This window comes from Collimonas sp. (assembly GCF_039923675.1).
Taxonomy (GTDB): Bacteria; Pseudomonadota; Gammaproteobacteria; order Burkholderiales; family Burkholderiaceae_D; genus Collimonas.
Genome location: NZ_JBDTCG010000095.1, coordinates 84918 through 109850, shown reverse-complemented (window position 1 = coordinate 109850; position 24933 = coordinate 84918). Strand labels below are relative to the sequence as shown.

The 24933-nt window shown below is 56.9% G+C and carries 22 protein-coding genes and 1 tRNA gene; 18 read left to right on the top strand and 5 right to left on the bottom strand.

The features are described 5' to 3' along the window. Nucleotides 1-62: 62 nt before the first annotated feature. Nucleotides 63-923, bottom strand: coding sequence for a hypothetical protein (locus ABI171_RS20970; protein ID WP_348094499.1), 861 nt, complete (start codon nt 921-923; stop codon nt 63-65). A gap of 106 nt (nt 924-1029) precedes the next feature. Then, nucleotides 1030-1521, bottom strand: a complete 492-nt coding sequence (locus ABI171_RS20965) for a YqaA family protein (RefSeq protein ID WP_348094498.1) — start codon at nt 1519-1521, stop codon at nt 1030-1032. Nucleotides 1522-1706: 185 nt separating this feature from the next. On the opposite strand from ABI171_RS20965, the gene ilvA reads away from it, so the two are divergent. The 7 genes from ilvA (at nt 1707) to ABI171_RS20930 (ending at nt 8575) form a co-directional block, all read left to right on the top strand. Continuing rightward, entirely contained in the window at nt 1707-3233 is a 1527-nt protein-coding gene (gene ilvA / locus ABI171_RS20960; protein ID WP_348094497.1) for a threonine ammonia-lyase, biosynthetic, read from the top strand. Nucleotides 3234-3344: 111 nt separating this feature from the next. Next, complete coding sequence (queF, locus tag ABI171_RS20955) at nt 3345-4184, top strand: NADPH-dependent 7-cyano-7-deazaguanine reductase QueF (protein ID WP_348094496.1); 840 nt, start codon at nt 3345-3347, stop codon at nt 4182-4184. A gap of 133 nt (nt 4185-4317) precedes the next feature. Beyond that, the gene (locus ABI171_RS20950; RefSeq protein ID WP_348094495.1) at nt 4318-4929 is read left to right on the top strand and encodes a hypothetical protein; all 612 of its coding nucleotides are present in this window, start codon (nt 4318-4320) and stop codon (nt 4927-4929) included. Between the two features lie 331 nt (nt 4930-5260). Next, complete coding sequence (locus ABI171_RS20945) at nt 5261-5737, top strand: PTS sugar transporter subunit IIA (RefSeq protein WP_348094494.1); 477 nt, start codon at nt 5261-5263, stop codon at nt 5735-5737. Between the two features lie 121 nt (nt 5738-5858). Beyond that, nucleotides 5859-6806 (top strand): HPr(Ser) kinase/phosphatase, encoded by a 948-nt coding sequence (hprK, locus tag ABI171_RS20940; RefSeq protein WP_038485268.1) that lies wholly within the window; start codon nt 5859-5861, stop codon nt 6804-6806. Nucleotides 6807-7031: 225 nt separating this feature from the next. After that, nucleotides 7032-7913, top strand: a complete 882-nt coding sequence (gene rapZ / locus ABI171_RS20935; RefSeq protein ID WP_348094493.1) for an RNase adapter RapZ — start codon at nt 7032-7034, stop codon at nt 7911-7913. A gap of 35 nt (nt 7914-7948) precedes the next feature. Beyond that, on the top strand, nt 7949-8575 hold the full coding sequence (locus ABI171_RS20930; protein ID WP_348094492.1) for an LON peptidase substrate-binding domain-containing protein: 627 nt from the start codon (nt 7949-7951) through the stop codon (nt 8573-8575). A 377-nt stretch (nt 8576-8952) separates the two neighbouring features. On the opposite strand, the gene mutY is transcribed toward ABI171_RS20930, so the two are convergent. From mutY to mutM, 3 genes are all read right to left on the bottom strand, one after another. Further along, a complete protein-coding gene (mutY, locus tag ABI171_RS20925; RefSeq protein WP_348094491.1) occupies nt 8953-10080 on the bottom strand; it encodes an A/G-specific adenine glycosylase in 1128 nt (375 codons plus the stop codon). Continuing rightward, entirely contained in the window at nt 10081-12018 is a 1938-nt protein-coding gene (locus ABI171_RS20920; RefSeq protein WP_348094490.1) for a dynamin family protein, read from the bottom strand. It lies immediately after the preceding gene. Nucleotides 12019-12130: 112 nt separating this feature from the next. After that, the gene (gene mutM, locus ABI171_RS20915; protein WP_348094489.1) at nt 12131-12952 is read right to left on the bottom strand and encodes a bifunctional DNA-formamidopyrimidine glycosylase/DNA-(apurinic or apyrimidinic site) lyase; all 822 of its coding nucleotides are present in this window, start codon (nt 12950-12952) and stop codon (nt 12131-12133) included. 263 nt (nt 12953-13215) lie between these two features. On the opposite strand from mutM, the gene ABI171_RS20910 reads away from it, so the two are divergent. The 11 genes from ABI171_RS20910 to ABI171_RS20860 all read left to right on the top strand — a co-directional run bounded on the left by ABI171_RS20910 (nt 13216) and on the right by ABI171_RS20860 (nt 24907). Then, nucleotides 13216-15045, top strand: coding sequence for a tetratricopeptide repeat protein (locus ABI171_RS20910; protein WP_348094488.1), 1830 nt, complete (start codon nt 13216-13218; stop codon nt 15043-15045). Then, nucleotides 15042-15728, top strand: coding sequence for a lipoprotein insertase outer membrane protein LolB (lolB, locus tag ABI171_RS20905; protein ID WP_348094487.1), 687 nt, complete (start codon nt 15042-15044; stop codon nt 15726-15728). Before ABI171_RS20910 ends, lolB begins: the two co-directional genes overlap by 4 nt. A gap of 20 nt (nt 15729-15748) precedes the next feature. Next, nucleotides 15749-16645 carry a 4-(cytidine 5'-diphospho)-2-C-methyl-D-erythritol kinase gene (gene ispE / locus ABI171_RS20900; protein ID WP_348094486.1) on the top strand — a complete coding sequence of 299 codons (897 nt, stop codon included), beginning with the start codon at nt 15749-15751 and terminating at the stop codon, nt 16643-16645. Between the two features lie 85 nt (nt 16646-16730). Beyond that, nucleotides 16731-16807, top strand: a tRNA-Gln gene (locus tag ABI171_RS20895). Between the two features lie 175 nt (nt 16808-16982). Next, nucleotides 16983-17933, top strand: a complete 951-nt coding sequence (locus tag ABI171_RS20890) for a ribose-phosphate pyrophosphokinase (RefSeq protein ID WP_348094485.1) — start codon at nt 16983-16985, stop codon at nt 17931-17933. A gap of 136 nt (nt 17934-18069) precedes the next feature. Next, nucleotides 18070-18702, top strand: a complete 633-nt coding sequence (locus tag ABI171_RS20885; protein ID WP_348094484.1) for a 50S ribosomal protein L25/general stress protein Ctc — start codon at nt 18070-18072, stop codon at nt 18700-18702. Nucleotides 18703-18829: 127 nt separating this feature from the next. After that, nucleotides 18830-19414 carry an aminoacyl-tRNA hydrolase gene (pth, locus tag ABI171_RS20880; protein WP_348094483.1) on the top strand — a complete coding sequence of 195 codons (585 nt, stop codon included), beginning with the start codon at nt 18830-18832 and terminating at the stop codon, nt 19412-19414. 134 nt (nt 19415-19548) lie between these two features. Next, on the top strand, nt 19549-20640 hold the full coding sequence (gene ychF / locus ABI171_RS20875; protein ID WP_348094482.1) for a redox-regulated ATPase YchF: 1092 nt from the start codon (nt 19549-19551) through the stop codon (nt 20638-20640). Nucleotides 20641-20996: 356 nt separating this feature from the next. Next, a complete protein-coding gene (locus ABI171_RS20870) occupies nt 20997-23687 on the top strand; it encodes a TonB-dependent receptor (protein ID WP_348094481.1) in 2691 nt (896 codons plus the stop codon). Between the two features lie 84 nt (nt 23688-23771). Beyond that, nucleotides 23772-24137 (top strand): CzcE family metal-binding protein, encoded by a 366-nt coding sequence (locus tag ABI171_RS20865; protein WP_348094480.1) that lies wholly within the window; start codon nt 23772-23774, stop codon nt 24135-24137. 149 nt (nt 24138-24286) lie between these two features. Beyond that, nucleotides 24287-24907: a TetR/AcrR family transcriptional regulator gene (locus ABI171_RS20860; protein ID WP_348094479.1), complete on the top strand. Its 621-nt coding sequence runs from the start codon at nt 24287-24289 to the stop codon at nt 24905-24907. Nucleotides 24908-24933: the final 26 nt, after the last annotated feature.

The window sequence follows — 24933 nt, the reverse complement described above, 5'->3', positions numbered from 1 at the left end:
TATTGCTGATTACGCCAGCGATGTTGCGTGTACTTTGAATAAAATTCATACATAGCCGCGGCTCACACCTGCAATTCGGTAAGCACCGTGGCGACGATTTCGTCCTGCCGCATTACCCGGGTTTCAAATACGTAGTGCGAGAGATAAGCGGAAGCGGTAATACAACTGGTATGGAAAGAAAGTGGCTCCGATGCCGGCACCAGTTGATGCGCAGAAAGATCGCACTTGACCACCGTGTAGCTGACTTCCTTGTCGAGGAGGTGATGCAGCAACCTGCTCGTGGTTTGCGCCACCGTGTGGACGATGATGGCAACCGGCCAGGCCGGATAGTCCAGAAAATGCCCGGCGCAGCGAGCCGGCGCCAGCGCCTTGCTACGGGCGATAAGGGAATGGCCGATGGCGGCGTCAAACTCCAGCTGTACCGATTGTCTGTATGGCGAATGATCGTGGGATGGCGCCGAGGGCACCCGGTAATCTTTGAACAGGCGCAGGAACACCGGCTCCGTTAACGCCTGGTATTCGCAATACAGATGGGCAAACGGCTTTTCCGCCGAGATGATGGCTTGCGCGGTCAGCGTGCGCCGGTCCTGGTGCAAGACTTCCGCCGTGGCCTGAAACGAAGCGCCCGATGCGCGCGGTGCGACGTCATGCAGTTTGCTGTAGCGCGCCTTGGTCGCCAGATAATAGATTTGCGAAGCCTGCGGTGCGGCTTGCCAGGCGACGGCGGCGCAAGAACCGAGAATTGCCAGGTGACGGCCGATTTCGGCCGAGGCTACCGGACCATTTTCAAAACCTAAAGGCTGCTCCGATGAAAACGTTCCTCGGACTATCCGATTCGGTACGCCGCACAATTCTGTGAATGCAAAATACGGCGCTTGCACTGCGATGCGCTCACAAATCTCCCTGATGTCCAGTTTGTTCATAGCCTTCTCTCCTCGAAGGATTTCGATTTCAAAGAAGCATGCAAACCAGTGTTGATTCAGAGCAATATATAATAGTGCGCCGCAAAAATCCACGCTTTATTTCAGGTCACGCCAGCCAGGTCGCGACCGCACGCCAGAAGCCATCCGGCACATGCAACAGCAGCCAGACCACCATGATGTAGCGCAGGAATTTACCGATCGCCATGTACATGACGGAAGGCCAGAACGGCAGCTTGAGCCAGCCGCCCAAGGTGCAGATCGGGTCGCCGATGCCCGGCACCCAGGCCAGCAGCATGGTCTTCGCGCCATAGCGTTCAAGCCAGCCGAACCAGCTGCTGCCACGTTCGCGCGCGAAGGCCTGCTTGGCGCCGTAGCCCATCCAGTAATCGACCACGCCACCCAGGGTGTTGCCCAGGGTGGCGACAAAAATCACCGGCCAGAACAGCGCGCCATTGCCCTTGATTACGGCGAACACCGCCGGCTCGGAGCCTAGCGGCAACAAAGTGGCGGCGACAAAACTGATGACAAAGACGGAAGTCAGGCCCACGGTGGGCACGGCCAGCGTCTTGAGCAGCCATAAAACAGCAGATTCGATCATGGAAAACAATTCATAAATACGGCAGATCGGCTCGCGCAGCGCCTCAAGATGCGCTTGTTTGCTGTGCGGTCGAAAAACCTGGTGGCGCTAAAAAAGCCCTCCATTATAATGACCGGCTGTTTCCCCCGCCTGATCCTGTTGCCGATCACGTTCAAAATGCTACCGGACCGCTACTGACTAACGACATGACTACAGATTATTTGCAAAAAATCCTCACCGCCCGCGTCTACGATGTCGCGGTCGAAACCCCGCTTGAACTGGCCTCAACGCTGTCGCAGCGAATTGAAAACCAGATTTATTTCAAGCGCGAGGATATGCAAAGCGTATTCAGTTTCAAATTGCGCGGCGCCTACAACAAGATGGCCAGCCTGACCCCGGCGCAGCTCAAGCGTGGCGTGATTTGCGCTTCGGCCGGCAACCATGCCCAGGGCCTGGCGCTATCGGCTGCCAAGCTCGGCTGCCGCGCGGTGATCGTGATGCCGACCACAACGCCGCAAGTCAAAGTCGACGCGGTCCGCGCTCGCGGCGGCGATGTGGTGCTGTTCGGCGATTCTTATACTGACGCCTACAACCACGCGCTGACGCTGGAAAAGAAACTCAAGCTGACTTTCGTCCACCCTTTCGACGATCCGCATGTGATCGCCGGCCAGGGCACCATCGGCATGGAAATCCTGCGCCAACACGCAGGCCCGATCCATGCGATCTTCGTGCCGATCGGCGGCGGCGGCCTGATTGCCGGCATCGCCGCCTATGTCAAGGCGGTGCGGCCCGAGATCAAGATCATCGGCGTGCAAACCACGGATTCCGACGGCATGGCGCGCAGCCTGGCCGCCGGCCGCCGCGTGACCTTGCCGGATGTCGGCTTGTTTGCAGACGGCACGGCGGTCAAGCTGGTCGGCGAAGAAACCTTCCGCCTGGCGCGTTTGTATGTAGATGAAGTGATTCTGGTCGATACCGATGCCGTCTGCACCGCCATCAAGGATGTGTTCCAGGATACCCGCAGCATCCTCGAGCCTTCCGGCGCGCTGGCGGTGGCTGGCGCCAAAGCTTATGTCGAACGGGCCAAGGGCACGCGCAAGGCGATCAAGAACCAGACGCTGGTGACCATCGCCTCCGGCGCCAACATGAATTTCGACCGCCTGCGTTTCGTCGCTGAAATGGCCGATATCGGCCAGCTGCGCGAAGCCGTGTTCGCCGTCACCATCCCCGAGCAGCGCGGCAGCTTCCGCCGTTTCTGCGAACTGGTCGGACCACGCAACGTGACCGAGTTCAACTACCGCATCAGCGATGAGAAGACCGCGCACGTGTTTGTCGGCGTGGCGATCTCAAACCGCGACGAAGCCAGCCAGATCGCCAGGAATTTCGAAAAGCACGGATTCAGCACGCTCGACCTGACCCATGACGAACTGGCCAAGGTCCACGTCCGCCATCTGGTCGGCGGCAAGAGCGCACTGGCGCAGGATGAGTTGCTGTACCGCTTTGAATTCCCGGAACGCCCGGGCGCGCTGATGCGCTTTTTGAATTCGATGGCGCCTAACTGGAATATCAGCCTGTTCCATTACCGCAGCCAGGGCGGCGACGTCGGCCGCATCCTGGTCGGACTGCAAGTGCCGAAAAAGGAAATGAAAGCGTTCCGTACTTTCCTTTCCAGCCTCGGTTATCGCTATTGGGATGAAAGCGCCAATCCGGTCTATAAGCTGTTTCTCGGCTAAGGGCCTCATCGTCAAATGCGTCTCCCGATAACCGCCATCAAGCTGTGAATATCGGGGATTCATGCTTATCTGGCAAAATACTGCTTTTACGCATACGTACAAGCAGAAGCCATGACCATACCAAATACGCCCGACGCTTCGCCGTTGGGCAAGCCCGCCGCCTACCAGACCCAATACCAGCCTTCGTTGCTGTTCCCGATCGCCCGTCAAGGCAAGCGCGATGAAATCGGCGTTAGCGGCACTTTGCCGTTTTTCGGCGTCGACATCTGGAATGCGTACGAGGTGTCCTGGCTCAATGCGCGTGGCAAGCCTCAGGTGGCTATCGCCACTTTCACGGTGCCGGCAGATTCTCCGAATATCGTCGAGTCGAAGTCGTTCAAGCTGTACCTGAACTCCTTCAATCAAACCAAATTGGCGGATACAGATGCCTTGTTGCAACTGTTGCGTACCGATTTATCGACCGGCTTCGGAGCGCCGGTGCATGTGACGGTGACCACGGCAGATGCATTTGGCAGTCTGAAACTGCAGGAACCGCAAGGCTTGTTGCTCGACCGGCTGGATATCGAAGTCAGCGAGTACCAGCCGAATCCGTCGTTATTGAAAGCCGATCCGAATCAAGTTGTCGTAGAAGAAACTTTTTTGTCGCATCTTCTCAAATCGAATTGCCTGGTCACCGGCCAGCCGGACTGGGGCAGCGTACAAATCCATTATGTCGGCGCAGCCATCGACCAGGAAAGCCTGTTGCGCTACCTGATCAGCTTCCGCGACCATAACGAATTCCACGAGCAATGCGTCGAACGGATATTTATGGACATCATGCGCAACTGTTCACCACAAAAGCTGTCTGTGTATGCGCGCTACACCCGCCGCGGCGGCCTTGACATCAATCCGTGGCGCAGCAATTTTTCCACCGGGCAGCCACCGTCAAATTGGCGTCAAGCAAGGCAGTAACACACAAATCGTTACATTTGTAGCAAAAAGACAGCACTTATGTATATAAATACGCATTAAATTAGTGGGGATATTGACGCAAAGTGACCCAGCGTCTACCGTACCACCTCGCTGCAAAGGACTCTATTTTTTTATGACTATTTTTTCTCGTTTTCCCGCCGTCAAAAGGATCGCAATTCTCTCCGGCATGACTGCCATCGCCGCCATGTGCGCCTCGGCCCACGCTCAGGAAACCCCTGACACCACCGGCTGGTTCAGCAAGACGTTTACGCAAACCAAGAACCGCCTGGATAACATCGTTGATAACGGCGACATGGAAGTGTATCTGTCTGGCTACGCTTATCATGGCCGCCGTACCTATACCGAAGAAAAAATTCGGGATTTGAACGAAAAGGCCTGGGGCCTGGGTGGTGGCCGCACCATTCGCAATGCCGACGGCAATGATGAATCCCTGTACTTGTTTGCGATTCGCGACTCCCACTGGCGGCCGCAGATCATGGCCGGCTACGCCTATGAATGGATCTGGAACGTGCCCAAGACACCGGTCGAAGTCGGCGCCGGCTATACCGCGATGCTGATGAGCCGCCAGGATTATTTCGGCGGCGCGCCGTTCCCGATCGCCTTGCCGGTCGTATCTCTTGGCGTCAAGGGAGCTAAATTAATGGGCTCTTACGTACCTCGCTTGTCGCAAAACAAAGGCAATGGCGATGTCTGGCTCGTCTTCGCACGCTTCGAAGTTAAGTAAAACATCACACTATTCAGCGACTAGCATCACTGCAAGTTGATGTTGTTGGCCAGAATCAAGTCTATAATTCGGGTTGGGTGTCGCCAATAGAAACCGAATCGGCGCTGTAGCGGCGCCCTAAGGGTGTCATAAGCACCGTAACCTGAGCCATGCTGACCAGGGCCAAATCGGGGAGGCGTTGTAGTAGAATCTGCGGCCAAGCAGCAACGCGCCGCAGCCTAGCCCCGAAATTGACATGTCTAGTATGTTTTCTACATGCAGCGCTGGGTTTTTAGCGATGGCGGCTCTTAAGACACAACCATCCATACTGGACCGCAAACCAATTTGTATTATGACTAATCTTGCAAAAATCCTGCCCGCACAAAATGTGGCGCTGGATCTGGAAGTCTCCAGTAAAAAACGTGCTTTCGAACAAGCCGGCTTACTCTTCGAAAACAACTGCGGCATTGCCCGCTCTACCGTCTCCGATAACCTGTTTGCGCGCGAGCGCCTGGGTTCCACCGGTCTCGGCCATGGCGTCGCCGTGCCACACGGCCGGGTCAAGGGCTTGAAAGCACCGCTGGCGGCGTTTGTCCGCCTGGCCGAGCCGATTCCGTTCGAATCGCCGGATGGCGAACCGGTCAGTTTGCTGGTATTCCTGCTGATCCCGGACAACGTCACCCAGCAGCACCTGGAAATCCTGTCGGAAATCGCGGAAATGTTTTCCAGCGACGCCTTCCGCCAAATCTTGGCCAGCGATCCCGATCCGGCCTCGGTGCACGCCCACATTGTCGCCTGGCAGCCCATGGGCGCCGAAAATGCGACATAATTTGGCATAAGGACATCGTTTTTACCGGGCAACATGAAAACCAGCGCTGTGTCGGTTTTTTGAGGCTCTACCGGGTGTCTGCGGGCGATCCTGCCCTAACTAACCATGTCAGACGCCTATCATGCCCGCTTCCACGCCTCTATCGATTCAGCAACTGTATGACGAAAACCGCGAATCGCTGCAACTAGGCTGGTTTGCCGGCTTTCCCGGCGGCGAGCGCCTGATTTCCGGCGACGCTGCTTCGGCTGCCGACCAGGTCGGCCACTTGAACCTGATCCACCCGGGCCGGATCCAGGTCTTCGGTCATCAGGAAACCGAGTATTACCAACGCCTTTCGGCCACCTCGCGGGTTTATCAGACCGCGGAACTGGTGGCGGGCGCACCGCCGGCCTTCATCATCGCCCAAGGATTGGCGACGCCGCCGGACATCCTGGAAATCTGCGACGAAAAAAATATCCCGCTGTTCTCGACGCCGCTGCCCGCAGCCCAGGTGATCGATTACCTGCGCGTGTATCTGTCGAAAAAACTGGCGCAGCGCATCACCATGCACGGTGTGTTCATGGATGTGCTGGGAGTCGGTGTGCTGATCACCGGCGAATCCGGGCTCGGCAAAAGCGAGCTGGGGCTGGAACTGATTTCACGCAGCCATGGTCTGGTGGCGGACGATGCGGTGGAATTCGCGCGCATTGCGCCGAACATGATCGAAGGACGCTGTCCGCATCTGCTGCAAAACCTGCTGGAAGTCCGCGGACTGGGCCTGCTTGACATCAAGACCATCTTTGGCGAAACCGCGGTGCGGCGCAAGATGCGCCTCAAGCTGATCGTCCATCTGGTGCGCCGCGCGACGCTGGAAGAGAATTACGAACGCTTGCCGCTCGATGCTCACACGCAGGAAGTATTGGGGCTGGCGATTCGCAAGGTCATCATTCCGGTGGCCGCCGGCCGCAACATCGCGGTGCTGCTGGAAGCCGCAGTGCGCAATACGATCCTGCAATTGCGCGGCATCGATACGCTCAAGGATTTCATCGCCCGGCAACGGATTGCAATGGATAGCGACAGCGATCTTTGAAACGCCATATCGCGGGTACATAACGTTACAAAACCGTAAGCGGATCTGGCGCAGGATTAGCGCGAGTGGCATATAAAATACGATACGGCAGACTTGGCGGGGACACACTTCTCAAGTGTGATTTTTCGCCGGGCGAGATGGCGGCATGTGGTTCATGCCTGCTTCCAATTCGGACACTCCCTGTAGCCTCGCGGCGTAAACCCCGACTTACGGTATCATTCTCCAATGCGCATTATTCTTATTACCGGTATTTCCGGTTCCGGCAAATCAGTCGCTCTTCGGGTACTCGAAGATGCGGGTTATTTTTGCGTCGACAACTTGCCGCCAGTGCTGCTGCGCGACCTGGTCGCCGCCCGTCAACACGAAGGAGCGCAAATGCTGGCCGTGGCCACCGATGCCCGCAGCGCCGATTCGCTGGCCGGCCTGCCGAGCGATATCCAGCAATTGAAAACCGAAGGACACGACGTCAAGGTGTTTTTCCTGACGGCGCAGACCGAATCGCTGATCGCGCGCTTTTCCGAGACCCGGCGCAGCCATCCGCTATCGCACCGGCTGCGTCCCGGCCAGAATCCGAGCGACCGCCTGACCCTGACCGAGTGCATCCTCAACGAGCGCGAGATGCTGGTCGAGATCGAGAACATCGGCCACACCATCGACACCTCGGACATGAGCGCCAACCGCTTGCGCAGCTGGATCAAGGAGCTGGTAGATACCGAACCGGCGCCGCTGACCTTGCTGTTCGAATCGTTCGCATTCAAGCGCGGCGTGCCGCTGGATGCCGATCTGGTATTCGATGTGCGGATGCTGCCGAACCCGCATTACGACGTCAAGCTGCGGCCGCTGACCGGGCGCGACCAGCCGGTGATCGCTTTCCTGGAAGGCTTGCCGCGGGTCGCCGACCTGCTGGGCGACATCCGCAATTTTGTCGAAAAATGGCTGCCTGAGTTCAAGAACGACAACCGCAGTTATCTGACGGTGGCGATCGGCTGCACCGGCGGCCAGCATCGTTCTGTGTATATGGTCGAGCAGCTGGCGGAATATTTCCAGGTCTCAGAACGCGTGGTGCGGCGTCACCGCGAGCTGGCCAAGCGCGCAGGCGATCACTAGCCGACGACGCAGTTCAATTTATCTGTTCTCTTTCCATGCCTGAAAATAATTCCTGGATTCCCTTATTTCCTCTTCATGCCGTATTGTTTCCAGGCGGCGTGTTGCCGCTCAAGGTGTTTGAAACGCGCTATCTCGACATGCTGCGGGATTGCATGAAGAGCGAACAGCAGTTTGGCGTCGTGTTGATCAAATCCGGACAGGAAGTGGGTAACGCCGCGGACCCTGAAAGCGTGGGCTGCCTGACCCGGATTACCGAATGGGATATGCAGGACCTGGGGGTGATGATGTTGCGCACCGAGGGCAGCCAGCGGTTTCGGATTTTGCGGCAGCGGGTGTTGGCGGATCAGCGGCTGGAGGCGCAGGTAGAACTGATCGATGCGGATCCGGCGACTGTACCGGATGAAGTTCACTTGCAATGCGCGGGGACTTTGAAGCTGGTGATTGACGATATCAACAAGAAGGGCCGGGCTGCGCATGGGGCGGATTACGCTAGCCCGTTCTCGTTGCCGGTGCGGTTTGATGATGCGGGATGGGTTGCTAATCGCTGGTGTGAGATTTTGCCGATTCCTTTGAAGGCGCGGCAGAAATTGCTGGAGTTGACCGACGGCCGCGAACGGCTGAGAATCATTCACCAATATCTCCTGCAGCACAACATCATCTAGCGCTCGACAAATCCCGAGCCGCTACAAACGTAGTTAAATAGGGTCGTCGTTATATAAAGCGGCGGCGGCTCCGTGGATGCAAGCCGAGGGTAGCCCGGCAGCTACTCACTTTCTTTTGCTTCGCCAAAATAAAGTAAGCAAAGAAAAGGCGACCGCAAAGCTTTTGCCTTCCCTTCGGTCAGGTCCTCAAAAGAGGCACGTGGCAGTCGGGTGAGGCACAAACTCGCTGCGCTCAAACATGTGCCCCACAATTCCCGACTGCCACGTGCCTCTTTTGGCAAGTTCTCAATGCGGAACACTTCAACATCAACGTCAACGTCAAAAACCACAGCTTTGTACTTTTGCGTATGCGCGTTTAACTTGGTGCCAGAATTTGTTTAAGCAAACAAATCCGCTTCGCGGAAAACTTCCAGCAATAATTTCTTGACCGGCGCAGGCAATGGCGCATCCGCCAGTTTTTCAGCGGGATACCAAACGTAATTGGCTTGAGCGATGCCATCTACTCTGTCTGCCAGCGTAATCTGGAACGGCGAGATCTGCAGTTTGAAGTGGGTGAACACGTGGGTGAACGGTTGCAGCGGTTCGCATGACGCGACCTCGCCGAAGGCAGCCGTGGCGCGGCTCAGGGCTGCGTCGAAATCTGCTTCGGGGGAGATTTCCGGCAACGACAACAAGCCGCCCCAGATGCCGCTGTCTGGACGTTGTTCCAGCAATACCTGGTGCTGGTCTACGATTACCAACATGCCGGTATGTTTTTCCGGGATGGCTTTCTTTGGCTTGCGGACCGGCAGCTCACCTACGCGATCGGTGGCGAGCGCTACACAGCGCTGCGCCAGCGGACATGTCTGGCAGGACGGTTTGCCACGGGTGCACAGGGTCGCGCCTAGATCCATCAGCCCTTGCGTGTACGATTCCACGCCCTGCTCCGGCAACAATGCTACCGCGCGCTGCCACATGACATCCTCGATCGGTTTGCTGCCGGGATAGCCTTCTATTCCGAAAACCCGCGCGAATACGCGTTTGACATTGCCGTCCAGGATCGCTGCCTGCACGCCGTAGGAAAAGGCGGCGATGGCGGCGGCGGTGGAACGCCCGATGCCGGGCAGGTCTTGCAATAACTCCGGATCATGCGGGAATACTCCGCCATGTTCGGCAACCACTCTTTGCGCGCAACGATGCAGGTTGCGGGCCCGGGTGTAGTATCCCAGGCCGCTCCAGTGCGCCATTACTGCCTCGCTGGGTGCAGCGGCAAGAGCTTGCACATCGGGGAAACTGGATAAAAACTTTTGGTAGTAGGGAATCACCGCCGCCACCTGCGTTTGTTGCAGCATGATTTCAGATAGCCAGACGCGATAAGCGTCACGCGTCTGTTGCCACGGCAAAGCGTGACGGCCATGTTGCTTCTGCCATGCAATCACCGCCGCAGAAAAAGACGGGTCGGCAAATATGGCGGTTGCCTGATTATTTGCTGACTTGATGCTACTGCTGTTAACTACACGTTTCATTTATACCGCAACTTTCATGGGCGACAGCTCGCTTCCAAGCGCATTTCTCAAATCGTTCTCCAGCGCCATCAAGGTGTTTCTCTGCGCAGTCAACTCCTTCTGCAGCATTTCCACCGACTGGATTTTCTCTTCCAGGCTGTCAATCGCGACGTGCACCCGTTCGATCGAATCGGTGCGCTGCTTCAGTTGCGATTTGTGGGCGCGGATCTGCTCTTCCAGTGGCGCCATGACTACCTTGAGCCAGGCGTCGACATCGCGATTGGCTTGCAGGTAGCTCTGCTTGACGCGGGAGGCGATCGAATCGAAGAATTTCTGCATCAGCACCACCTGGCTGGTTTTCACCAGGGTGACCGTGCCGAACTGGCGATGATACGCGGTTTCGATGACGTTGATTTCCTTGCGATACTTATCCAGCGAAAACGGCATCGGCGTCGATAGGGCCAAACCGTGTTCGGTCGAAAACTTGCGGTACATGATAGTCATCATTTCCGAGATTTCATCGGTCTTCTGGCCGGACAGCATCAGGTTTTCCTGCGAATTGTCAAAAAAATCCTTCACCGCGTGGCGGAAACCGGCGGTAAACATGCTGCCTTTCATGGTCTCGCGCGTCTTGCGGATTTCTTCTTTCAGCAAGCCCATGCCCAGTGTACTGAAGACGCCCGCCGACAAACGGGCAAACACGGTGCGCGTGCCCTGTAATTTCAGCAAACTCTCGTCGAATTCCTTTTTCTCGATATCGATACGCTTCATCATGTGGCTGATGATGGAGGTATTCTTGCCGCGCAAGCTCTTCAGCTCCAGCAGTTGCTCCACCACGCTACGGATATGCGCCGACATCAAGGCTTGTTTGGTGACTGTCAGGTCATGGATGTCCGCAATCAGCTGCGAGCGGATGATGTCGCGTTTGGCGGGTATCAGCTCGCGCGACAAGGCGTTTTCCAACGCCGGCAAGCGGCTCCTGCGCAACAGGTCCGGCTCGCCGTTGATCTTGCCGACCAGCCCCTTCTGCGCCGATACCGGATAAACCTGCGCCTCCGACAAACCCAGCGTATGCGCCACGCTCGACACCTGCTTGCTGATCTGCTGCTCGACTTCAAACGGCGAGCGCAACTCGTCCCACATGCTGTCGATCTTGTTCAACACCACCATGCGCCCGGCGCCGCTGCCGATATGATGACGCCAGACGTCGATATCGCTCTTGGTGACGCCGGTATCGGCCGCCAGGATGAACAGCACCGCGTGGGCGTTGGGAATCAGGTTGAGAGTCAGTTCCGGCTCGGTGCCGATTGCATTCAGGCCTGGCGTATCGATAATCACCAGCCCCTCTTTCAGCAAGGGATGCGGGAAATTGACGATGGCGTGCCGCCACTGGGAAATTTCAACGCGGCCCAGGACATCGATGGCGACCGCGGCGTCCGGGTCGTCTTCATCGTACAGGCCGTAAAGCTTGGCCTCTTCCACCGGCACCCATTTGGTCAGGCTGACCTGCTTGAATGCTTCCAGCATGCCGTCGGTGGAGGAGATATCCAGCGGCAGCACCGTCCATACGTGGTGCGCGCCCTTGTAGTCGCTGGTAGATTGCGATTCGGCGCGGGTTTCTATCGGCAGCAGCCGGATGCAGGACGGGAACGAGGCGTCATACAGCAGCTCGGTCGGGCACATGGTGGTGCGGCCGGCGGCTGACGGCAAGATGCGCTGGCCGTAATCGGCGAAGAAGATCGCGTTGATCAGCTCCGATTTACCGCGCGAAAATTCCGCCACGAAAGCGATCGATAATTTATCGTCGGTCAGCCGGGCCAAGGCGCGTGCGATGCGCTGTTCGCTGGCGATATCCGATAATTTCGATGCGCTCGCCCATGTCTGATAACGCCGTAGCGCGCCCGCCACCCCGGTACGCCACTCACTGTATTCCTGGAATTTCTGGACTAGATTGCTCACTATCTCTCTCGCCTATCGTTTCTGATATTTGTTTCTGATATTTTTAATAGCTTCTACAAGCTATTTCTAAAATTCACTTCTCTGCCTGATTTTTCAGCTGAACTTCTCAACTTTATTTCTGACATTTCTTGCAATAAAACGTCGACCGCTGGCCTTGCTTGATCTGCGTAATCAGCGCTCCGCAATTTCTACACGGCAACCCAGCACGATCATAGACGAAATAACTCTGTTGGAAGTAGCCAGATTGGCCATCGGCACCAATAAAATCGCGCAAAGTGCTGCCGCCCTTCTCGATTGCCGCCGCTAAAATTATGCGAATGGCATCAACCAGCCGCTCATAACGCGCCAGGCTGATGCGATTAGCCGGCGTTTTCGGATTGATGCCGGCCCGGAACAGGCTCTCGGAGGCATAGATATTGCCGACCCCGACCACGATATCGCCCGCCAGCAGCACTTGTTTGACCGGCGCGCTGCGGTTGCGCGTCTGGCGGTAAAGAATCTGTGCAGAAAAAACCGGTTCCAGCGGCTCCAGCCCGAGGCCGGCCAGCAGCACATGCTGCTCCACCGGACCGTCGACGTCGTCATGCCAGAGCACGGCGCCGAAACGGCGCGGATCGGTCAGGCGCAGCAACTGCTGGCCAACCACGAGGTCGAAATGGTCGTGCTTTTGCGGCTCGGTGCCGAGCGTCAGGATGCGCAAGTGGCCGGACATCCCGAGGTGGATCAGCACGGTGCCATGATCGAAACGCAGCAACAGATACTTGCCGCGGCGCTCGACCCGGCGCACCGCGCGGCCGACCAGCAGCGCCGGCAAATCTTGCGGAAACGGCCAGCGCAAACCGCTGTGACGGAACGTGACGGCGGTGACCACGCGGCCATCGAGATGCGGCGCAACGCCGCGACGGGTTACTTCTACTTCAGGCAATTCTGGCATAAGTGGTTATTTTCAAAGACGGGGTTTAGCAGTAACTGACAAATTCTGTCGCGAACTATCCTGCCCCCGGCTGATCTGATAAAGCAGTAAAAAAGCAATAAACAAGCGGTCAAATTACAGCAGGCGGAATTGTGTGCCGCCGCCGATACTATTTTTGAAACAAAACTCGCGCTGGCGACTGCGCATTGCTCTCCGGTTGGGCGTAAAATCAGAATTACCTCTGAAATTCAGATCTCGAATGCTGACAAGCTAGGATATGTCCCTTGAAAAAAGCCCTTGCCATTGTAACGCTCTCTACCCTGCTGTCGGCTTGCGCCGGTGTTTCCTCAAGCAACAACGATGCCAAAGATTCAGCCGCGGCCACCAGCGCCACTCCTGCCGATCCACAAGCAACTGCAGCTACGGCCAATCCTGAGCAGCTCAAGGCGCGCAAGCTGGCGACCAGGCCAATGCCGGTCAAACCACCGGAAGAACATCTGCCGGCGGTTCCGCTGACCAAGGAAATCCTGTTCAAGGTGCTGAGTTCCGAAATCGCTTTCCAGCGCGGTAACTGGCAATCCGCCTATGTGACCTTGCTCGGCGCCGCGCAACAAACACGCGACCCGCGCCTGGCGCGGCGTGCGGCTGAAATGGCGCTGAGCGCCAAGCAGGCCGGCGAAGCGCTGGTAGCGATCCGGCTGTGGCGCGAACTGGCGCCCGATTCGGAAGAAGCGACCCAGTATTATCTCGGCTTTATCATGCTCAGCAATAATCTGGCCGAAGCCCGGCCGATCCTGGAAAAGCGCCTGCAAGATGCACCGCCGCAGGCACGCGGCGTGATGATGCTGCAAATCCAGCGCTTGCTGGTGCGGGCGCAGGACAAGGCTGGCGCCTTCACGTTGCTGGAACAGCTGGTGACGCCTTACACGGCGATGTCGGAGGCGCATCTGGCGCTGGCGCAAGAGGCCTTCAGTATCGGCAACGTCACGCGCGCCAAAGAAGAAGCGCAAATTGCGTTGAATCTGAAACCGGATTCCGAACTGGCGATACTGACCAGCGCGCAAGTCGCGTCGGAAAACTCGGAAGTCGAGCGTATCCTGACCGATTTCCTCAAGAAATATCCCGGCTCGCGTGAAGTGCGGGTGGCTTATGCACGCACCTTGATCGATCAAAAGCAATACGAGAAAGCCCGCGGCCAATTCGAGATCCTGCTGAAAAGCGACAAGCAAGACGTCACCACTTTGCTGGCGCTGGGTTTGCTGAATGCGCAGATCGGCGACACCACGGCTGCCGAACGTTATCTGACCAGCTATCTTGATCAGTTGAGCAAACATCCCGACGAGTCGCGCGACAGCACCCAGGCCTTGCTGATCCTGGCGCAAATCGCGTCGGACCGGAATGACACCGAGACCGCCTTGAAATGGCTGGCGCAAGTCGAGCCGGGCGATGCTTACCTCGACGCACAGCTGCGCCGGGCGCAATTATTGTCCAAACGCGGCGACCTGGACGGCGCGCGCCGGGTACTGGCGGAAATCGACACCAACGGCGAACGCGAGAAAACCCAGGTCACCCAGGTCGAAGCACAATTGCTGCGCGAATCGAAACGCCCGCAAGAAGCTTTCAAGGTACTGGAAACCGCCCTCAAGGCCCAGCCGGACAATGCCGACCTGCTGTATGACTACGCAATGGCAGCGGAAAAACTGGACAACCTGAGCGCCATGGAAACCGCCTTGCGCAAACTGATCGCCATCGCGCCGGAAAACCAGCAAGCCTATAACGCGCTCGGCTATTCGCTGGCGGACCGCAATATCCGCCTGCCGGAAGCACTGACCCTGATCCAGAAAGCGTTGTCGCTGGCGCCGCAGGATCCATTCATTGTCGACAGCATGGGCTGGGTGCAGTACCGTATGGGCAACCTGGATGAGGCTGAAACCCGTCTGCGCAATGCCTATGGCTTGCTGCCCGATCCTGAAATCGCGGTGCATCTGGGAGAAGTGCTGTGGATCAAGGGACAAAAGACCGACGCCCAGAAACTGTGGCGTGAAGTACGGCAGAAAGATCCTCAAAACGATGCACTGAAAAACACCCTGGCACGGCTGCGCGCAACATTATGATGCGAAACACCAGCAAGACTTCACAGGCAATGCCGTCGATGTTGCAGGCATTGCGTCGCACCAGCCTTGCCGCCGTTGCACTGGCCGCGATGGCATTGAGCGCTTGCAGCAGCTTGCAGCAAGCACCCTCTGCCGCAGCCACCAGCACCACCGGCGGCGCTGCGCGCCAGTATCATCAAGCCATCGATGTCAGCGGCCGGCTGTCGCTGCGCTACCAGCAGGACGGCAAGGAGCAGGCGGTGTATGGCAGTTTTACCTGGTCGCAAAACAAGCAGGAAACCGCCATCACCCTGCTCTCGCCGCTGGGACAAACGCTCGCCACCATCAATATAGGCGCCGACCAGGCTACCCTGAAACAAGCCGGCCAGCCGCCGCGCATCGCCAGCGATGTCGATGCCTTGACTGTGCAGGCGCTGGGCTGGCCGCTGCCGATCGCCGGTTTGCGCGACTGGCTGCAAGGCTTCGGCCAAAACGCTGCCGGCCAGCGCTTTACCGCGACGCCAGCCGCCGACGATAGTTTCAGCGTGACCACCGCCGACAAATGGCTGATCCAATACAGCAACTGGCAGGACCAGAACAATGCCGTCGACAGCTATCCGAAACGGATAGACCTGGCGCGCAATACCGCCCAGGCTGGCGACGTTGCGATCCGTATCGTCATCAGCAATCGCCAATCACACTGAATCTCTGCAATGAATTTGCCATGACCCGCACGCTGAACAACTGCCCGGCGCCAGCCAAGCTGAATTTATTCCTGCACGTCACCGGACGACGGGCGGACGGCTATCATTTGCTGCAAACCGTGTTCCAGCTGGTCGATTTCAATGACTTGCTGCATTTTGAAGTGCGCGACGACGACCAGATCCGCCGCTGCACTGACATTCCCGGCGTGCCGGAAGAAAGCGACTTGATTGTCCGTGCAGCCAGACTATTGCAAACGGCGATCCGGGAAAAAGCTGGCGCGGATGCCGGATTGACGCCGGCGTCGGCGCCGTTAGGCGCAAATATCGGCATTGAAAAAAATCTGCCTATGGGCGGCGGCCTGGGCGGCGGCTCTTCCGACGCCGCCACCACGCTGATGGCGCTCAATCATCTTTGGCAAGGCGGCTTGTCACGTGTGGAGTTAATGGCTTTGGGTCTGCAATTAGGCGCCGATGTACCGTTTTTCCTGTTCGGCCGGAATGCATTTGCAGAAGGAATCGGGGAATCTCTGCAAAAGCTTGACACTCCCGGGCTATGGTTCGTTATAATTCAGCCCGGCGTAACAATTCCGACTGAAATAATTTTTTCATCTTCGGAATTGACAAGGAGTACGAAACCCGTCAAAATGACGGACTTTTCGATAGGTACTAAAAAGCTCTTCGGAAAAAACGATCTGGAAGCCGTGGCAGCAAGGCAGTTCCCGGAAGTTGCAGAGGCCATCAAATGGCTCGGCAATTACGGAGACGCCAGGATGACCGGATCGGGTGCTTGTGTTTTTTGTGCTTTTACCGAAGAACACGAAGCTGATGAAGTACTGAAATTAGTGCCAACTCAGTGGAAAGCATGGAAAGCCAGGGCGATCCAGGAACATCCGCTCGCTGGGTTGTTGGATAGTTAGTTGAGTTGTACAGAATTCGGTTTAGCATCAGATTCAAGCGCGGCATAGGATGTAGCGCGGATTTATGATAGACAACAAGTTGCGTAGGGGAATCGCCAAGCTGGTTAAGGCACTGGATTTTGATTCCAGCATTCGAAGGTTCGAATCCTTCTTCCCCTGCCATTAAATACGGACAATAATGTCCTGCAGGAAATATAGTCTTACAGCGGTAGCCGGATTACGCCGCATCAGAAATACAACACTGCACACAGCGAACACATAAGCCGCCAACGCAAGACTCCATCAGTCTGGCATTGTCGGCTTTTCAACTTTTTAACGACAGTATCCAGGGAACTCCATGGCAAACGAAAACCTGATGGTTTTTACCGGCAACGCAAATCCGGAACTAGCTATTGGAGTTGCCAAGCAACTCGGTATCCCGCTAGGCAAAGCTAACGTTACCAAATTCTCCGACGGCGAAGTCATGGTCGAGATCAACGAGAACGTACGTGGCAAGGATGTGTTCGTGCTGCAATCGACATGCGCGCCAACCAACGACAACCTGATGGAAATCATGTTGATGGTCGATGCCCTGAAGCGCGCCTCTGCCGGCCGCATCACTGCTGCGATTCCTTATTTTGGCTATGCAAGACAAGACCGCCGCCCGCGTTCGGCGCGCGTTGCGATTTCCGCCAAGGTGGTTGCGAACATGCTGCAGGAAGCCGGCGTCGAACGCATGTTGATCATGGACTTGCATGCCGACCAGATTCAGGGCTTCTTTGATATTCCGGTAGATAACATCTACGCATCGCCGATTTTGCTGGGCGACCTGGTAAGCAAGAACTACGAAGACTTGCTGGTCGTATCGCCGGACGTCGGCGGCGTGGTTCGCGCCCGCGCCCTGGCCAAACGCCTGAACTGCGACCTGGCGATCATCGACAAGCGCCGCCCGAAAGCGAACGTGTCGGAAGTCATGAACATCATCGGTGAAGTCGAAGGCCGCAACTGCGTGATCATGGATGACATGGTCGATACCGCCGGCACCCTGACCAAGGCAGCCGAAGTATTGAAAGAGCGCGGCGCCAAGAAAGTGGTCGCTTACTGTACGCATCCGGTGCTGTCCGGCCCGGCCCTTGAACGTATCGTCAATTCGCCGCTGGATGAGCTGGTGGTGGTCGACACCATTCCGCTGTCGGCAGAAGCCAAGGCCTGCGGCAAGATCCGCCAGTTGTCATGTGCGGAACTGCTGGCCGAGACCTTCAAGCGTATTACCAAGGGCGACTCGGTCATGTCGCTGTTTGCCGAGTAATTATTCGGCATACTGAATTCGCATTCCCTGCTACGCCTGCCCTGCCTTACTGCAGGCGTAACAGGTTAACAAAACCCTCTGGTCGCGGAGGGTTTTTACCGCCGGACTTCAATCCGGCACACATTGGAGCTTCAAAATGAAAGTCATCGCATTTGTACGCAAAGAGCAGGGGACCGGAGCGAGCCGCCGCCTGCGCAATGCTGGTCAAACACCAGGTATCGTTTATGGCGGTTCCGACGCGCCGGTCAATATCTCGCTGGACCACAACGCGCTGTACCACGCACTGAAAAAAGAAACTTTCCACTCCTCGATCCTCGACCTCGAAATCGATGGCGCGGTACAGAAAGTTTTGCTGCGCGACTTCCAAGTCCACGCATACAAGCAACTGGTCCTGCACGCTGACTTCCAGCGCGTTGATGCCAAACAAGCAATTCACGTTAAAGTGCCTCTGCATTTCGTCAATGCAGACATCGCTCCGGCAGTGAAACTGAATGGCGCCATCATCAGCCACGTTCTGGCTGAACTGGAAATCACTTGCTTGCCAGCAGACCTGCCAGAGTTCGTTGAAGTCGACCTGACCAGCATCGAAGTCGGTCACTCGATCCACTTGGCCGATCTGAAATTGCCTAAGGGCGTTTCGGCTGTGTCGCAAGAAAACCTGACTATCGCTACTGCATCGATCCCAGCCGGCAAGGTAGAAGCTGAAGCCGAAGCAGCTGCTCCGGCCGCTGCTGCTGCCCCAGCTGCACCTGCTGCCGACAAGAAGTAATAGTCGACGTATTTACCAGAAGGCTTTTTTTCTGGTCGAAAAACCCGCCTTCGTGGCGGGTTTTTTATTATTGGTCCCGCGCTTCTTCTATAATTTGCGCTAGCCTTTCATACGAAATCAAGAAAACATGTCCATCCGCCTCATCGTCGGCCTCGGCAATCCCGGTCCGGAATATGAACAAACGCGCCACAACGCCGGTTTCTGGCTGGTCGACAACCTGGCCAACCAGCTCGGCCGCAACCTGGCGCGGGAAGCGCGCTTCAATGCGTTTGTCGCCAAGACCAGCATCGCCGGCCAGGAAGTCTGGCTGCTGGAGCCGCAAACCTTCATGAACCGCTCAGGTCAGTCGGTAGGCGGCCTTGCGCGCTTCTACAAGATTGCGGCGGAAGAAATCCTCGTGGTGCACGATGAGCTGGACCTGCCGCCCGGTAGCGCGAAGCTGAAAAAAGGCGGCTCGTCGGGTGGCCACAATGGCCTGAAAGACATCACGGCCGCGCTCGGCACCCAGGATTACTGGCGTCTGCGGCTAGGCATCGGCCATCCGCGCACGCTCAACCTGCAGCAAGTGGTCGCGGATTTCGTATTGCACCGGCCACGCAAGGATGAGCAAATCCCGATTGAAGAAGCGATTGCCGATAGCCTGAAAATTATTCCGATGCTATGCGAAGGTAAATTCGAGGCCGCGACCATGCAATTGCATACTGCAAAATAACGTTCAATAACGCCTGACAGGGCCAATACGCGGGGGCGAACGCGATTACTTACTGCGATTGCTTACGGCTTGAGCAGCCGCTTCCGGTAAAATAGCAGGCTAGTTCCAATAATTCACTCACCAAAGTCCATATCATGAGTCTCCAATGCGGCATCGTCGGCCTACCCAACGTCGGCAAATCCACCCTCTTCAATGCCCTGACTAAAGCAGGCGTTCCGGCAGAAAACTATCCCTTCTGCACCATCGAGCCGAGCGTCGGCGTGGTAGAGGTGCCCGACCCGCGCCTGACGGCGCTGGCCGGGATCGTCAAACCGGAACGCATTGTGCCGGCCGTCGTGGAATTCGTCGACATCGCCGGCCTGGTTGCAGGCGCCTCCAAAGGCGAAGGCCTGGGCAACCAGTTCCTCGCGCACATCCGCGAAACCGACGCCATCGTCAACGTCGTGCGCTGCTTTGAAGACGACAACGTGATCCACGTCGCCGGCAAGGTCAATCCGCTGGACGACATCGAAGTGATCCAGACCGAACTGGCGCTGGCCGACATGGGTACGGTTGAAAAAGCCATCCATCGCGAAAACAAGAAAGCCCGCTCCGGCGACAAGGATGCCGCCAAGCTGGTCGCCCTGCTGGAACGACTGATGCCGGAACTGGACCAGGCCAAGCCGGTGCGCGCCTGCGGCCTCGACGCTGAAGAAATGGCCCTGATCAAGCCGCTCTGCCTGATCACGGCGAAACCGGCGATGTATGTCGCCAACGTCTCCGATCACGGCTTCACCAACAATCCGCTGCTCGATCAGTTGTCCGTCTACGCCGCTGCGCAAAACGCGCCTATCGTCGCCATCTGCGCCGCCATCGAATCGGAAATCGCCGATCTGGACGACGCCGACAAGCACGAATTCCTGGCTGACATGGGTATGGAAGAGCCCGGCCTGGACCGCCTGATCCGCGCCGCCTACAAGCTGCTCGGCCTGCAGACCTACTTCACCGCCGGCGTCAAGGAAGTGCGCGCATGGACCATCCATGTCGGTGACACCGGCCCGCAAGCCGCAGGCGCTATCCATACCGACTTTGAACGTGGCTTCATCCGCGCCCAGACCATCGCCTATGAAGATTTCATCAGCCACAAGGGCGAGCAAGGCGCCAAGGAAGCCGGCAAGATGCGCGCCGAGGGCAAGGAATATATTGTCAAGGACGGCGACGTGTTGAACTTCCTGTTCAACGTCTAAGCATGCGGAGGCGTTGCCGCCGTTCTGCTTCGCCATTCGCATCAACCCTGCGGCGCTCCTGGAGCGCCGCTTGTATTTGCGAGCTGCAGTTTGCCAGCCGCACATCTGGAATCAATCACCACAAGGGATGCGAGATACATTCCCTCTCGCAACTTCCTCCTCCCAAATCTCGCTTCTAAGCTTTGTCTTAACTGTTCAGTATTTATTGCCATAAAAGCACTGAATTGCAATACTTCTTGTACGACCTGACTACCCGGACTTTCGTCCAATCCGGTGAATTCGTCACGGGCGCCGGCAGGAGACACTCAACAAGAATGTATTTCAGATCTGAGTTTACCCATAGGAGAGGTTTGATTATGATGAAGGAACGGGGATTGCCACATTCGCTGCGCATGATGTTTTCGGGCGGCATGGCTGTCGGCTTGGGTCTGCTGGCTCAGCCGTTGCAAGCACAAGAGACCGATAAGGAAGAAGAAGCACCGCAACAAATGCATCGGGTCGAAATCACCGGCTCGTCGATCAAACGGGTGGCGGCGGAAGGCGCATTGCCGATTACTGTCATCAAGGCGGATGACTTCGTCAAACTGGGATCGACTACCGCAGCTGAAGTGCTATCCAATATTTCGGGAAATCAAACGAATTTCACAACCACCTCAAACGTTGGCGCCGGCAGGACCGTCGGCGCCGCCGCGGATCTGCGCGGCCTGGGACCCAACAAAACCCTGGTGCTGCTGAATGGCCGCCGTCTCGCCAACAGCGCATTCGACGGCTCCGCAGTGAATCTCAACGTAATCCCTATCGCAGCGCTGGACCGGGTTGAAATCCTGCGCGATGGTGCTTCTGCGATCTACGGCACCGACGCCATCGGCGGCGTTATCAACTTCATCACCAAACGTTCCTACACCGGCCTCAACCTGAGCGCCGAAGGCATCCTGCCGGAGCAAAGCGGCGGTGCAGAAAAACGTTTCAACCTGTCAGGCGGCCTTGGTGATCTGGATAAAGACGGCTACAACTTCTTTGGTGTCATCGATTATCACAGCCAGAACGCGGCGAAAGCCAGCGATCGGAGTTTCTCCGCACCGGGCGGCCGAAATCCGGGCCTGGGAATGGATATCGGCAGCGGCAATTCGTACCCGGCCAATTACTACGACATCAATGCCGACCAGTCCGGAAATCCCTATGCTGCAGCAGGCTGCAAACCGCCCTATGCGTTCTCCCAGGGCGGCGTTTGCCGCTACAACAGCCAGGCGGTGATAGGCATCGTGCCGAAGACGGAAGAAATTGCAGTGTTAGGCAAAGGCACCTTCAAACTGGATGCCGACAATACGGCGTCGATTGAATACCTGCATTCACAAAGCAAAGTAAGAACCTATATCGCCCCCGATGTCTTCGGCGGCGACGGCAGCGGCACCAGTAGCGATTATGTGATCAATCCCAACAGTCCTTACTATCCCGGCAATGGCATTACGCCAGGCAGCGTCAGCGGTGGCCCGCTATCGCTCAACTGGCGTTCGATAGATGCCGGCCTGCGCATCGGTGAATCCAAAAACAGCACCGACCGCCTGCTGTTCAGCCTGGATGGGACGCTCGCCGGCTGGGATTACAAGACCGGCCTGGCATACGCCATGAGCAAGGCCAGCGACTCCCTGATCGACGGCTACCTGAATAGCAATATGATCAGGGAAGGACTGTTGAACGGCATCCTCAATCCATTCGGTCCACAGAGCGCCGCCGGCGAGGATTACTTGAACCGGGCCAAGGTGCGTGGCGTTATTCTAGACGCCAAGACGCAGGTGACTTCGCTCGATTTCACCGCCAGTCGCGAACTGTTCCAGTTACCGGCCGGGCCTCTGGGCTTCGCGCTCGGCGGCGAATTGCGCAGGGAGCAAGCCAGCTTCAACGTCAATCACGCGCTATCCGATCTGGTGGAGAGCAGCGGTTCGCAAGACTCCAAATCCGCGTCCGGCAGCCGCAACGTGAAAGCGCTGTTTACTGAACTCAACGTACCCATCTTCAAAACCCTGGAGGCCCAGCTGGCGTTGCGCTACGACGGCTACAGCGATGTCGGCAATACCGTCAATCCCAAGGTCGCGCTACGCTTCCAGCCGGCCAAGGAAATCATGTTCCGCAGCTCGTACAGCACAGGCTTCCGTGCGCCTAGCCTGTATGAGTTGAATGATCCGAATGCAAAAACATATACTGGGGCGCCGTACAATGATCCTGTCCTGTGTCCAGGTGGTGCAGTGGCTCCCGGCGGCATTGGCGCACGCGATTGTGGACAACAGTTTTTCAAACTTCAAGGCGGCAACAAAAATTTACAGCCCGAGAAATCCAACTCTTTCACACTAGGCATGGTGATCGAACCGCTGCCTAGCGTTACGGCCTCAGTAGACTATTGGAATATCCGGATCAAAAACCAGATCAACGTCATTCCTGAAAATGATATTTTTGCCGACCCGGTCAAATACGCTGATAAATTCGTCCGCAATCCGGATGGTTCGCTCAGTCACATCATTGATACTAACGTCAACCTTGGCAATGTGCATACCTCAGGCTTTGACCTTGGCTTTGCATGGCGTTTGCCAAAGACTGCCTGGGGCAATTTCGGCCTGTCCCTGGACGGCACCTATGTCAGCCAGTATGACTATCAGACAGAAACCGGTGGCGAGTATCTGAACAACCTGGCGACCTACGCCAACGGCAGCGTGATTTTCCGTTGGCGCCATTCCGCCACTTTCAACTGGAGCCAGGGGCCGTGGAGCGCCGCTGTACAGCAAGTCCACACCACAGGATATCGCGACCAAAACGGCGGCCAGATTGCGGATGGATACAAGAACCACCAGGTCGGCTCCTACACGCGCTACAACCTGTCCGGCAGCTACGGCGGATTCAAGAGCCTGACCTTGACCGCCGGCATCAAAAACCTGTTCAACACCAATCCGCCTGCCTCCAACGTCACCGATAACTTCCAGTATGGTTACGACGCGCGCTATGCAGACGCCATCGGCCGCGCGTTTTTCGTGCGCGCCAATTATCAGTTTTTTTAAACAGGGAATTTAATTAGCGTTCGTTCTTCGCATGGCTTAATATCCAACTATCCTGTTCCAACCACCCTATCTCCAGGAAGCGTCATGCGAAGACAATTGCTGTTGCCCTGCATTTTGAGCGCCATGTTATGCACCGCATGTGCTTCAAGCACCGACAGATCCGCCAAACAGGTTCTGATCGGCAGCCCTGCGCAGGTAACCGCCGCCACGCGCACCATTGTGATTGCTACGGATACAAACTACGTGACTGTCGTCGGCGGTGAAATCATCAAGTTCATCGTCGGTGAGAATTCGTTCGCCTGGAACTTCGATAAAACGGCCGATTCCCGGCAACTCGAGTTAACCCGAGCGGCTCCTGCCGGCATGCTCGATCACGAGGTCACGGCCTATGTCGCTCCTGATCCTGAATGCGCCTGTAAAAATAATGCGCGCAGCGATGGCCACAAATAAGTGACCCGGCGACGTGCCCTGTTGCCGCAGGACCTGCAAATCAACCGTGGCGGAACGCCTGATTTTTAAGGGTACCGGCGACTTGGCGAACGCCTTGTCCGACCATTGGTATAATATGAGTTATTACTCGCCTTATTCCAGATAACGTCGTGACGACAAAAAAGCACCAATCATTAAAGCCTCGCAAGATTCCCAGTCAGTCGCGCGCCGAACAGACCGTTGCCGCGATTTTGGAGGCAGCGGCTTGCATTCTGGAAACCAAGGGATTGGACGGCTTGAACACCAATCTTGTTGCGCAACGTGCGGGGGTCAGCATCGGTTCTCTGTATCAATACTTCCCAGGCAAGGACGCGCTTATCGTTGCCCTCTCGCAGCGGGAGCGCGCCGTGTTCTTTGCAGAGGCTGAAGGCGCGCTGAACGAGCCAACGGGCCAGAGAGGATTGAAGCACCTGATTGCCGCCTCCGTCCGCCAGCAACTACGCCGGCCGACGCTCGCGCGCCTGCTCGACTTCGAGGAAAACCGCCCTTCCATTGCCAAGGAGCTGGCGCCATTCATTACCGCCATGACGGAACTGATCCGACAGCTTCTGGACCATGAAGATATTCCGCCACAGCCGAGCATCGAGACAGCGGCTGGCGACATCATCGCCATCGTGCGCGCCATCGTAGACGCAGCGGGAGAGCGCGGCGAAGTAGACCGCACAGCTCTCGAGCTTCGTGTCAGCCGTGCCTTGTTCGGATACTTGGGAATCGTGGGTCGTCAGCCCTGAAAGCCACGCGCCAAGAGACAGACGAA